The sequence below is a fragment of the Brevundimonas sp. FV1ye28 genome, assembly GCF_058681135.1.
The window spans coordinates 47166-59674 of sequence record NZ_CM178731.1 but is presented as its reverse complement, the minus strand read 5'-3'; the positions used below and the strand labels follow the sequence as shown (position 1 = coordinate 59674).

The 12509-nt window shown below is 67.3% G+C and carries 8 protein-coding genes; 2 read left to right on the top strand and 6 right to left on the bottom strand.

The annotated features are described in order from the left end of the window. Positions 1-38: 38 nt before the first annotated feature. On the bottom strand, positions 39-1397 hold the full coding sequence (locus ACW171_RS00245) for a dicarboxylate/amino acid:cation symporter (protein ID WP_492094846.1): 1359 nt from the start codon (positions 1395-1397) through the stop codon (positions 39-41). A 291-nt stretch (positions 1398-1688) separates the two neighbouring features. Between ACW171_RS00245 and ACW171_RS00240 the strand changes: the two genes are divergently transcribed. Both ACW171_RS00240 and ACW171_RS00235 read left to right on the top strand, forming a co-directional pair. Beyond that, positions 1689-3458, top strand: a complete 1770-nt coding sequence (locus ACW171_RS00240) for a sensor histidine kinase (RefSeq protein ID WP_492094845.1) — start codon at positions 1689-1691, stop codon at positions 3456-3458. Further along, positions 3455-4810: a sigma-54-dependent transcriptional regulator gene (locus tag ACW171_RS00235; protein WP_492094843.1), complete on the top strand. Its 1356-nt coding sequence runs from the start codon at positions 3455-3457 to the stop codon at positions 4808-4810. The genes ACW171_RS00240 and ACW171_RS00235 overlap by 4 nt, the downstream gene beginning before the upstream one ends. Before the next feature lie 24 nt (positions 4811-4834). Here the strand turns inward: ACW171_RS00235 and ACW171_RS00230 are convergent, their stop codons facing one another. The 5 genes from ACW171_RS00230 to ACW171_RS00210 all read right to left on the bottom strand — a co-directional run bounded on the left by ACW171_RS00230 (position 4835) and on the right by ACW171_RS00210 (position 12508). Next, positions 4835-6478, bottom strand: a complete 1644-nt coding sequence (locus ACW171_RS00230) for a carboxylesterase/lipase family protein (RefSeq protein WP_492094841.1) — start codon at positions 6476-6478, stop codon at positions 4835-4837. Continuing rightward, complete coding sequence (locus ACW171_RS00225) at positions 6475-7821, bottom strand: spinster family MFS transporter (RefSeq protein ID WP_492094840.1); 1347 nt, start codon at positions 7819-7821, stop codon at positions 6475-6477. Before ACW171_RS00225 ends, ACW171_RS00230 begins: the two co-directional genes overlap by 4 nt. Positions 7822-7878: 57 nt before the next feature. Beyond that, a complete protein-coding gene (locus ACW171_RS00220) occupies positions 7879-8583 on the bottom strand; it encodes a TetR/AcrR family transcriptional regulator (RefSeq protein WP_492094838.1) in 705 nt (234 codons plus the stop codon). Positions 8584-8656: 73 nt separating this feature from the next. Then, complete coding sequence (locus ACW171_RS00215) at positions 8657-10243, bottom strand: AMP-binding protein (protein WP_492094836.1); 1587 nt, start codon at positions 10241-10243, stop codon at positions 8657-8659. A 93-nt stretch (positions 10244-10336) separates the two neighbouring features. Next, complete coding sequence (locus tag ACW171_RS00210; protein ID WP_492094834.1) at positions 10337-12508, bottom strand: TonB-dependent receptor; 2172 nt, start codon at positions 12506-12508, stop codon at positions 10337-10339. Position 12509 lies beyond the last annotated feature (1 nt).

The following is a 12509-nucleotide window of genomic DNA, read 5'->3' as shown; positions in this document are numbered from 1 at the left end:
CCCAAAGTCTTTTTGTTTTCAGGCACGTCGTGATCAGGTCAGTCGCGGGCGACCACGAGGTCGTCACCCGGGCCGGCGGCGGGGTCGGGCTGGGCCGCCAGCGGGCGGGGCGAGCCGTTGAGGGCGTCGTTCAAGGCATCGCGGTCAAGCTCCCCCTCCCAGCGCGCAACGACGAGGGTCGCGACCGCATTGCCGATGAAGTTGGTCAGGGCCCGGCACTCGCTCATGAAGCGGTCGATGCCGAGGATCAGGGCCATGCCGGCGATCGGCACGGTCGGCACCACGGCCAGGGTCGCGGCCAGGGTGATGAAGCCGGCGCCGGTGATGCCCGCCGCGCCCTTGGAGCTCAGCATGGCGACCAGCAGCAGCAGGATCTGCTGTTCCAGCGTCAGGTCGATGTTCAGCGCCTGGGCGATGAACAGGGCGGCCATGGTCATGTAGATATTGGTGCCGTCCAGATTGAACGAATACCCGGTCGGGACGACGAGGCCGACGACCGACTTGGACGCGCCCGCCTGCTCCATCTTCTGCAGCAGGCTGGGCAAGGCGGCCTCGGACGACGAGGTGCCGAGAACCAGAAGCAGCTCTTCCTTCAGGTAGCGGATCAGTTTGAAGATCGAGAAGCCGTTGGCGATGCCGACCGCCCCCAGAACCCCGATAACGAAGATGGCGGCCGTCAGATAGAAGGTTGCGACCAGCGCGATCAGGTTGGCGACCGTCTCGATGCCGTAGGCGCCGATGGTGAAGGCGAAGGCGCCGAACGCCCCGATGGGCGCCGCCTTCATCACGATGGCGACCAGCTTGAAGAAGGCGGCGCTGACCGATTCCAGGAAGTTCAGGACCGGCTTGCCGATGTCGCCGATGGAGGCGAGCGCAATGCCGAACAGGACCGAGACGAACAGGACCTGAAGGATGTTGCCGGTCGAGAAGGCGCTGACCACCGTGTCGGGGATGATGCCCAGCAGGAAGCCGATAATGGTCGTCTCGTGGGCGGCCGTCGAATATTGGGCCACGGCGCCGGCGTCGAGCGTCGCGGGATCGATGTTCAGGCCACGACCGGGCTGGATCAGATTTCCGACGACCAGACCGACGATCAAGGCCAGGGTCGAGAAGAACAGGAAGTAGGCGAAGGCCTTGGCGGCGACGCGGCCGACGCGGCCCAGGTCGCGCATCCCGGCGATGCCCGTGACGATGGTCAGGAAGATCACCGGGGCGATGACCATCTTCACCAGCTTGATGAAGGCATCACCCAACGGCTTCAGGCTTTCCCCGAACTCGGGCCAGAAGTGACCGATCAGCCCGCCGAGCAGGATCGCGGCCAAGACCTGGACATACAGGTGCCGATACCAGGCGCGCGGCGCGCCGGACGCATGACCGTGATCGCTCGTAAGCTGCAATCCGCTCTCCCCTGCGACCGTGGCCGCCTTGTTGTCTCACGGTCTGACTGCCGTGTGTCCGAAGCCCTATTCTGGCCGTGATCCTCACCGGAGCAAAGCGAAGGACCGTCGATAACAAAGCGCTGATTTTGATTGAGTTCTCGCCTCCCTTCCAAGAGATGGTCCGAAATATCAGCCTGTCGTGTGGCCAAACTGTGCGGATTTCCGCATAGTCGAAGGATGTTCTCGCAGCCGCTTCATCGACTCGCCCACAGGGTCCGGCGTCCCGCCGCTCGGCCCTGGATCGCTCTGGTGCTCGGCTGGCTGGTGGTCGGCGTCCTGGGCATGGCGGCAGCGGGCGAGGTGGCGCGGCGAGACGCGCAGGCGGATCTGGCGCGGCAGGCGGAAGCGGCAGCGGCGCTGCACGCGGCGGTCCTGCGAAGCGAACTGGAAAAGCATCGCTCACTGCCCGTCGTCCTGGCGCAGGACCCGGAGGTTGTCGCCCTGCTGTCAGGGAGCGGCGCCAGCGGCGATGTCGTCAGCGCCAAGCTGGAGACCCTGTCCGGCCAGACGCGGGCGGCGGCCATCTATGTTCTGGACCGGAACGGCGTCGCCCGGGCGGCCAGCAACTGGCGCGAGCCGACCAGTTTCGTCGGCTCCGACTACGCCTTCCGTCCTTATTTCCGGGATGCGATGCGGAACGGTGCGGCGGAGTTCTTCGCGCTCGGCACGGTCAGCGGACGGCCGGGGCTGTATCTCGCGCGCCTTATCGGGACCGAGCAACGGCCGCTCGGCGTCGTGGTGGTCAAGGTCGAATTCGACGCGCTGGAGGCCGATTGGCGCAGCTCGGGCGAGCCCGCCTACGTCACCGATTCACGCGGGGTCGTGCTGGTGACCAGCGTTCCGGAATGGCGGTTCCGTCGCAGCCGGACCCTGACCCCGGCCGAGCGCGATGCGATCCTGCAGGACCAGACCCTGACCGGTCAGGCGCTGGCCCCACTGCCCTTCGACAGCGAAACCACGGGCGCCGGCCGTGTCGTCCGAGTCGCGGCCGGCGGGCCGGCGGGAGACTGGATCCTGTCGCACACCGCCACAGACACGCCGGGCTGGACCCTACATCTGCTCGATCCGATCGGCGGGGCCATCGTCGCCAATGTCATGAGCGCGCGAGCGGTCGCGGGCCTGCTGGCCACCTTGCTCGCGGTCGGCGCCGGGGTCCTGCTGAGGCGTCGCCAGCAGGCGATGGCCAGGGCCGAGGCCGAGGAACAGGCGCGCGCCGAGCTGGAACGCCGCATCGACGAACGGACCCGGGAGCTGCGCGCCACGAACGGCAAGCTGAGCCGCGAGATCGACGAGCGCCGCCGCGCCGAGGCGAGCCGCGAGGTGCTGCGCGAGGAACTGGTCCAGGCCAACAAGCTGGCGACGCTCGGACAGATCGCAGCCGGGGTGGCGCACGAAATCAACCAGCCCGTCGCCGCCATCCGCACCCATGCCGACACCGCCAACGCCTATCTGGACCGCGACGACCCGGAGGCGGCGCGGCGAAGCCTTGGGCGTGTCGCCGAACTGACCGGGCGGATCGGCGTCATCACGGACGAGCTACGGGCCTTCTCGCGAAAGAGCAGCCAGGCGATGTCCGCCGTCTCCCCCGCCGCCGCCATCGACGGCGCCCTGTTGCTGATCGGCGGGCGGCTGCGCGAGGGTGGGATCGAACTCGTGAGGAGCGGCGATCCCGCTCTGAGGGTCCAGGCCGAGCCGATCCGGTTGGAACAGGTGGTCGTCAACCTTCTCCAGAACGGGTTCGAGGCGATGACGGAGGCCGGAACGCTGGAGCCGCAGCTGACCATCGATGTTGTGAAGAAGGGTCGCCGGATCGAGATCGTCATCGGCGACAACGGCCCCGGCGTCGATCCGGCCGTCGCCGCCAACCTGTTCACGCCCTTCGTGACAACCAAGGCGTCTGGGTTGGGCCTGGGTCTCGTCATCTGTCGCGACATCGTCGCCGGCTTCGGCGGAGAGCTCAGCCTGCGGCCAGGCGAAGGCGGCGCCCAGTTCGTGATTTCGTTGAGGCTCGCCGCGTGAACTTCTCCCGCCCCCGCTCCGTCACCTTGATCGACGACGACGACGATTTCCGGAACGCGCTTCTGGAGCGGCTTCAGCTTGAGGATCTGGACGTGCAGGCCTTCGCCTCGGCCGAGGCGGCGTTGAAGGTCCTCGGCGCAGACTATCCGGGTGTCGTGGTCTCCGACCTGCGCATGCCGGGCATGGACGGACGCGGACTGTTGTCCCGGCTGCAGGCGCTCGACGAAGGCCTGCCGGTCGTGATGATCACGGGACATGGCGACATCGCCGACGCGGTCGATGCGCTGAGGAACGGCGCCTATGACTTCGTGGCCAAGCCCTTCGATTTCGGGCGGCTTGCCGACAGCCTGAACCGGGCGCTGGAGAAGCGCGGACTGGTGCTCGACAACCGCGCCCTGTCGGCGGCTGTGTCGCGGGTGACGCCGGACCTGCCGTTGCTGGGGTCGAGCCCGGCCATCGCCCGGCTGCGGACGGTCATTGAACAGGTCGCCGACGCGGGGATGGACGTTCTGATCGAGGGCGAGACCGGGGTCGGCAAGGAGGTGGTCGCGCGGGCTCTGCACAACAGCGGGCGGCGGCGGGTGCACCCGTTCGTGGCGGTCAACTGCGGCGCCCTGCCCGCCGGTCTGATCGAGAGCGAACTGTTCGGCCACGAACCCGGAGCCTTTCCCGGCGCGGTCAAACGGCGGGTCGGCCTGATCGAGCAGAGCCATCGCGGGACCTTGTTCCTGGACGAGATCGAGAGCATGCCGATCTCGGCTCAGGTCGCCCTGTTGCGGGTGGTGGAAGAGCGGGAGATTCAGCCGCTCGGGGCCGCCGGCCCGCGTCCGCTCGACCTGCGCATCCTGGCCTCGTCCAAGATCGACCTGGCCTTGGCGATCGAGCGGGGGCAGTTCCGCGAGGATCTGTTCTATCGGCTGAACGTGCTGAAACTCAGGGTGCCGCCGCTGAGGGAGCGGCGCGAGGATGTGCCCCTGTTGTTCGCCCATTTCCTGGCGCGGGCGTCGGGCGAGCATCAACGGACGCCGCCACCGATGAGCACGGCCGTCCGGCGGACCCTGATGGAGCACGACTGGCCGGGCAATGTCCGCGAACTGGCCCACTTCGCCGAGCGAGTGGCGATGGACATCGACGCCCCCGCAGGCCTCGGCTCGGGCGAGGAGGCGGGTGCGGGCCTGACGGATCGGCTGGAGCGGTTCGAGAAGGCGGTTCTGGAAGAGGCGCTGTACCGCCACGCGGGCGACATCGTCGCCATCACGGAGGCGCTGAGAATTCCCAGGAAGACGCTGTACGACAAGTTCCGGCGCCACAACCTGCGCCCCGGCGACTTCCGCGCGCGCGAGGGCGGCTAGAGCTAATACCTGGAGCGAGGTCTCTTAATCGGCCGGCACGGATCGCAACACAGGCGAGGCGAGCCCCGCGTTCCAGTTCCAGGGCTGATCGCCCGCTTGGCGACGCCGGGAAACTGCCGCTTCGTGGAGTTCGAACATGCCCGGTGAGACACCGGTCGCGGGCACAGGCATCACCCTGAAGGTCATCACCCGACGATCAGAGCCATAGGGTGCCCATGACGGTTCGTCCGGCGCGACCGGCCGGCCGTCGCGCACGAAGCTGGTCCAGTAGGCGACCATGGCGTCCGACAGGCAACGCTCCTCGACCGTGTCGGGGATGGCCGGCCAGCGAGGCGGCGTCCGCTCAAGCGTCCCGAACATGTAGGGGAGTTCCGAGGCGTGGAAGGCATGAAGGCCGGCGTCGTCGGCGGCCGGGTAGCCGTGGTCGAAGAGATAGAGGAAGGAGGCTTGGCCAGCCTCGGTCTGGGAACGGACGAGCCGTTCGGAGGTCCAGCCGTAGAGAGCGTCTCGACTGGCGGCCAGGATGCTCTCGCCAATGTCCGACGAGGGGTAGAGACGCAGGAAGGCGTCGGCCAGGTCGCCGTAGCGTTCGCGGATGATCCGCTCGTAGTCGACGGAACCGGCGGGGGCGGCGGGGGCCAGCATGCGGAGGGATCTGATCTCACCGGTGTTGAAGCCGGCGAGGACCGGGACCGGGGCCTGTTCGCCGCGATCGAAGGTCTCCACGATCTGGCGCGGCAGGACGGCACCGTCGACGACGCCGAAGCTGGCGAAACCGCTCATGGCCGCACGGTCGGTCAGGGTCTGGGGATCCATACCGCGCAGGACGCGAAGGCTGGGCGCCTGAAGCACGCGGGAAAGGGTCGCCCCGGCGGTTTCGGCGGCGGGGGAGCCATGCTGGGCCTCGGTCAGCTCGGGCGTCGAGATCATGTAGGCGCTCTGGGCGATGGCGCGATCGAACAGGCCGCGCGCGATCGGGGACGCCATCAGATAGAGGACGCTGAGTCCCCCAGCGGACTCGCCCGCGATCGTAACGTTGTCGGGATCGCCGCCGAAGCTTTCGATGTTGCGTTTCACCCATTCCAGGGCGGCGACCTGGTCCATCAGGCCGTAGTTGCCGGAGAGATGGGCCGGGCTTTCGGCGCTGAGGTCCGGATGGGCGAGCCAGCCGAGGACGCCGAGGCGGTAGTTGATCGAGACGACGACCACGCCTTCGCGGGCGATCCGCGCGCCGTCGTAGAGCCCCTCCTTGCTGGAGCCGGAGACCAGGGCGCCGCCGTGAATCCAGACCATGACCGGCGCCTTGCCGGTCGTGGACGGCGTCCAGATGTTGAGGGTGAGGCAGTCCTCGCTCGTCGCGCCGATGTCGGCCGAATAGATGGTCTGGATGACCGGCGTCGGCTGGATACAGGCGGCACCGTATCGAGTCGCGTCGCGGATGCCCTGCCAGCGGGCGGGCGGAGCGGGCGGGCGCCAGCGCATCTCACCCACCGGCGGGGCGGCGTAGGGAATGCCCTTGAAGGTCGAGATGTCGCCGACGACCTCGCCGCGCAGAGACCCGGCGGGGGCATCGACCGTGGGCGCGGTCTGGGTCGATGGGGCGGTCGCACAGGCCATGAGGACCGAGGCGGCGCAGGCTCCGGCCAGGAGGTGACGCAGACGGATCATCGGGCGGCCTCCGTGTGGATCCGTCGGGCGATCACACGCGACAGCCAAAGGAACAGGGCGATCGCGACCAGATAGACCGGGATCAGGGTGTAGAGGGCGATCTGGAGCGAGTTCTCGGGATGGGCCGCGCGGAACCAGTCGCTGGCCGCTCCGACGTAGGTCGGGCCGAAGCCCATACCGATGAAGTTCATCACCAGCAGCAGGAGGGCGCCCGACATGACCCGCTGGTTCGGTCGAACCTCTTCCTGCACCAGGGCCACCGAGGACGACAGGTAGAAGTAGTTGAGGAAGTTCGGTCCGAGCATCAGCACCAGCGCCAGCGGCCAGGAGGGCGCCCAGACGAAAGCGATGTAGAACGGGAGGGCCAGCGACAGGGAGAGAGCTGGCAGCAACGCGTAGGCGGTCTTCGATCTCCGGGTGTAGCGGTCGATCAGATAGCCGGAGGCGAAGATGCCGCCGCCCATGCCGACGGCCACCACCAGGGCGTACCAGAGCGCGACGTCGTTCAGCTGCATGCCCTTCTCGCGCATCAAGAAGAGGACGGCGAAGTTGCCGAGGCCATAGGTGACGATCTGGGTCACCCCGCTCCCCAGCGCGGCGAGGACCAGAATGGGGTTTGCGAAGAAGTTCCTGGCCGTACCCCAGAAGGACGCCTTGGCCGGGATCACCGTCGCCGGCGCCAAGGGGGCATCGGTGGGAGCGACGGCGGACTGATCGAGGCCGCCGCGCCGGGGCTCCTTGACCACGAATGGGGTGATCAGGGCGACGACGACGCCGACGACGCCGATGGCGACGAAGGCTTCACGCCAGCTGAAGGCCGCCGCGATCGAGGCGCCGAAGGCGATGCCCAGGGCCGCGCCGACGGGTGGTCCCAGATTGTAGATTCCCAGAGCCATGCCGCGACGACCGGGCGGGAAATAGTCGGTGATGATGGCGTAGGAGGGCGGCACGCCCCCGGCCTCGCCGAAGGCCACGCTCATCCTTGAGGCGGCCAGCTGGCCGAAGGTCTTGGACAGACCGAAGGCGATGGTCGCCGCACTCCAGATGCCGCAGGCGACGGAGACGACCCAGACCCGGTTGGTGCGATCGGCCAGCCAGCCGACCGGGATCGCGATGAAGCAGTAGAAGAATGCGAAATAGAGACCGCCCAGGAGGCCCAACTGGCCGTCCGTGATGTTCATCGCGTCCTGGATGGGCTTGGCCAGGATCGACAGCAACTGGCGGTCAAGGAAGTTCAGCACATAGATGAACCACAGGACGCTGAGGGCGACCCAGGCGTTTCGCCCCACCGAGGGCTTGGCGCCGGCAGCCGGAGCTCCGGACGTGATCGTCGTCTCACTCATGGTCGTTTCCTCGGGGCGCGGACCTTGGGCCCGTCTAGTTCTTGAGATCCGGCCGGGTCATTCCCGGGCCTGTCTCTGACGTTCGGCGACGCGGTCGCGGCAGATGCCGATGAAGCCGTGGGCCATGAAGGCCGCCATCCGTTCCTTGATCGCGTCGAAGTCGTCCGACCTGCATTTTCCGCCCGACAAGTGATCGATCCGGCCGGTGCGTGCGAGGCTGAGGGTCAGGGCGCCGGTGACGAAGTGGTAGCCCCAGAAGATGTCTTCCTCGGCGGCGTCCGGCATGGCCTGTTTCAACAAGCCGATCAGCCGCAGCACGACGGGATCATACAGCCGGTCCATGACCTCGGCGCCCCAGGCGGGAGTGTTGTTGATCTGGGCGCTGAGGGCGCCGAAATGCCGCCAGCCGTCGCCGCCGTTGGAATAGGTGTCGAGGTCGGTGTCGAGGAAGGCCCGCAGGGCGCCCTCGACGGTCGGCTTGCCGTTCGCGGCGACCTCGTAGGCGTCGAGCGCCTCCATCCGACGTCCGCTTGTCACCGGCGCGCGGCGGGCCATGACCTTGTCGAACACCTCCTGCTTGTCGGTGAAATAGTAGTGGATCAGCGACTTGTGGACGCCGACCTTCTCGGCGATGTCGCGGATCGAGACGCCGTAGAAGCCGTGACGCGAGAACAGCTCCTCGGCCGCGTCCAGCAGCTGCTCCAGGCTCTCGGCACGCTGTTCGGCCTTGCGGCGGGGCTTGCGGGGGGGCGGGGTTGTCATGGCCTGAACCTCGGGGCGGTCTGGCATGCCCGTGCGGAGGTACGCCGACTCGATTATGGAGACGGCGTCCATCCTATGCGCCTCCATAGGTGGCGCGAAGCTGGGTCTTGTTGATCTTGCCGGTGGCGGCCAGAGGCATGGTTTCGACGCGGACGATGCGGTCGGGGATCCACCAGTCGGCGACCTGGCCCTTGAGCGTCGCCTTCAGGTCGGCGTCGTCGATGTCCTGGCCGCGCGCGGGTTCGATGACCATCAGCGGGCGTTCGCCCCATTTGGCATCGGCGCGACCGATGACGGCGACCAGTCCGATGGACGGCAGGGCGCCGACGATCTCCTCGATCTCGACCGGATTGATCCACTCGCCGCCCGACTTGATCAGGTCCTTGGACCGGCCCGCAAGGGTCAGGTTGCCGGCGTCATCGAGACTGGCCAGGTCGCCGGTGTCGAACCAGCCCTGGGCGTCCACGGCGGGGGCGTCGGCGCCGAAATAGGCGTTCACGACGCTCTGGCCCCGGACCTTCAGGTGACCGACGACGTTGCGTTGCTCCGGGAGGGAGGTGCCGTCCAAACTGGTCAACAAAAGGTCCAGCCCCATGGGCGGTCGACCCGACCCGCGCGCGGCGCCCGGCCGCTCGCTGCGCGGCGAGATCGCCCCGAGCGGAGACAGCTCGGTCATGCCCCAGCTGGTCTGGACGGTGACGCCGAGGCGGTCCTCCATGCGTCGCAGCAGGCTGTCGGGGCAGGTCGAACCGCCGATGATGATGCGCTCCAGCGCCGGCGTCTGCCCACCCGTCGCATCGAGATGGTCGAGCAGGCCCAGCCAGACGGTCGGCACGCCCACCGCCACGGTCACCCCGTGCCGCTCGATCAGACGCGCCAGGCTGGCGCCGTCCGTGACCCGGCCCGGCAGGATGAGGTCCGCGCCCACCGCCGGCGCCGCGAAGGGCAGTCCCCAGGCGCTGGCGTGGAACATCGGCACGGCCACCAGGACCGCGTCGTCGGCGGTCAGGGCGAAGGCGTCGGCCTGAAGCCCCCGGATGGTGTGCAGATAGTTGGAACGGTGGGTGTAGCCGACGCCCTTGGGCGCCCCCGTCGTGCCCGAGGTGAAGCAGAGGCCGGCCAGCGACCGCTCGTCGAACTGGCCCCAGGCGACAGGTCGGCCCTGAGCAGAAAGCAAGGTCTCCAACTCAAAGATATCGTCGCCCCGGGTCTCGGCCGTCTCTCCGTCGAGCAGGATCAGGCGCTCGAGGCTCGGACAGGACGCCATCAGGGCGTCGGCGACGCCGCGAAGCCCCGCGCCCACGGCCAGGACCCGGTCGTTGGCCTGATCGACCATCGCAATCATGTGCGGCAGGGTCAGACGGGGATTGAGGGTGTGACAGGCCATCCCCACGCCCATGGTCGCGAACCAGACCTCGACGTGGTGGCGCGTATTCCAGGCCAGGGTGGCGATCCTGTCGCCGGGCTGCAAACCCAAGTCGAGCAAGGCGCCCGACAGGCGATTGGCCCGCTCACGCACTGCGGCATAGCCCAGGCTGTCGTCGTCCCCCTCCCCGACCGCCGTGATCACCCGCGCGTCGCCATGCCACTTCGCGCCGTGATCGAGGAAACGATCGACGGTCAGGGCGTAGTCCTGCATCGGGTCGAGGGAGACAGTCATCCTTGAGCGGAAATCCATGCGGTTACTTGAGGGCCGGCGAACCAACCCAGGAAAAGAGGCGGCGCGACCGGGATCGCGCCGCCTCCAGTCGGCTTAGAAAGTCCGGGTGACGTTCACGCCGAACTGACGCGGCGGCCCGGCGTAGCGCAGGCCGGCGTTGACCGCGGCGATATAGGTCTGGTCGGTGGCGTTCTGCATGTAGGCCGAGGCCGTCCAGTTGTCGGTCTTGTAGGCCAGCAGCAGGTTCACCAGATTGCGGGCCTCCAACTCGTCGCCCAATGCCGCGTTGTTGAAGATGGTCGTGAAGGACCGGCCGATGTGCGCGTAGTCGATGCGCGGCGAGAGGGTCGCGCCATTGCCCAGGGTGAAGTCATACTGGACGCCCACATTGAAGGTCAGCTCGGGCGCATAGCTCTGGCTGTTGCCGGTCAGGTTCTGGCAGTTCGCGCTGGTCGGGCCGGTCTCGGCGTCGCATAGGCCCGTCCGCGTCAGGCGCGGATCGGCGGCATAGAAGGTGCCAAGTTCCGACTTCGAAATGGCCGCACCCATGTCCACCGTCCACTCGGCCATGCGCAGTTGGGCCGAGGCCTCGATACCCATCAGGACCGTCTCGTCCTGGACGTTCAGGATCGAAGAGAAGAGCGGATATTCCGGATCGCCGATCGCGACCTGGAAGCCTTCGTACGTCATGTGATAGGCGCCGAGCTGTGTGCGCAGCTGGCCGTTCAGCATCGTGGATTTCCAGCCGATCTCGTAATCCGTGACGTCCTCCGGGCCGAAGCTGCGAGGCGGCACGTAGAAGTTCGGCGCGTTCAGCCCGCCCATCTTGAAGCCCGTCGCAACGAAGCCGTAGACGAAGTTGTTGTCGTCGACCTTGTAGTTGACGCTCAGCTTGCCGGTCGTCTTCTCGGCCGTGACCTCCGAATCCTGGAATAGGGTCAGGCCGAAGGCGGGGTAGGTCGTGTAGACGTCGTCGTTGGTGGACGTGCTTTCGGACCACCGGGCGCCGAGCTGGATCTGCAGCCGATCGGTCAGGTCGTAGCTGATCTGGCCGAAGACCGCCTTCGTCTCCTTGGGGGTGTCGCCGAAGATATAATAGTCGACCACGCCCTCCGGGAAGCCGACATGATAGGCGCCCTGGGGGAAGGTGGTGACTGGGAAGGTCACATTGTCCTGCTGCCAGAAGGCGCCCAGCAGCCACGTCAGGCGCTGGTCGTCCGGCGAGACGATGTTGAGCTCCTGGGACCAGACGTCTTCCTCGACCCGATCATAGAAGGTGTTGTTCAGGGTGCTGGTGCCGTCGAGGTCTGTCGAAAACTCGCTGATCCCGTCCTGATAGCCGGTGATCGAGCGCAGGGTGATGCCGTTATCGAGCACATAGCTGACGTTCAACGACACGCGCGCCGTCTCGTCATGCCCGGAGTGGGGGCCGTTGGCGGTGATCTCGAAGGGATCGTTCGTGGCGAGCGACGGGTCTGCGGGATAGCCGCCGAAGTCGAGGTCGTTGTAATCGCCCTTCAGCAGAACCCGCAGCGCTGGGGTCGGCGTCCACAGGACGCTGGCGCGCACGCTGTTCATGTCCACGTCACCCGGGCTGCCGCGATAGTTGCCGGCGATCTCGTGGAAGCTGGAGCGCTCTTCGTGATTGACCGCGAAGCGGGCTGCAAGGGTCTCGGACAGGGGGACATTGACCGCGCCCTGCAGCTTGACGTTGCTGTAGTTACCGACCTGGCCCATCACGTAGCCGTTTACACCGGTGAAGTCGGGGTTCTTCGACGTGATGAAGACCGCGCCGCCGGTCGCGTTGGTTCCGGCGAAAGTGCCCTGGGGGCCACGCAGCAGCTCGACACTGCCGATGTCGTAGTAAGGCTCGGTCTGGAAATAGCCGGGGAAGACCGGCACGCCGTCGCGATAGGTGGTCACGCCCACGCCGATCGCCGTGGTGGGTTCCGACTTGCCGATGCCGCGGACGTTGAAATAGTTGCCCTGGCCGAAGTTCTGGACCGTGGTCGAGGGAGCGACGAACTGGAGCTGCTCCAGAGAGAAGACGCCGCGATCTTCGAGGGCTTCGCCTGACAGCACGGTAGCGGCGACGGCCGTCTCCTGCAGATTGGTCGTCCGGCGCTCGGCCGTGACCAGGACCTCGCCCAGCGACGTCGCGTCCTGATCATCCGCCTGTTGCGACGGGGCCTGAGCCTGGACCTGGGCCGATCCCGCCCACAGCAGGGCGACGGCGGATGTGGTGAGCCAGAGCTTGCGCCCCATG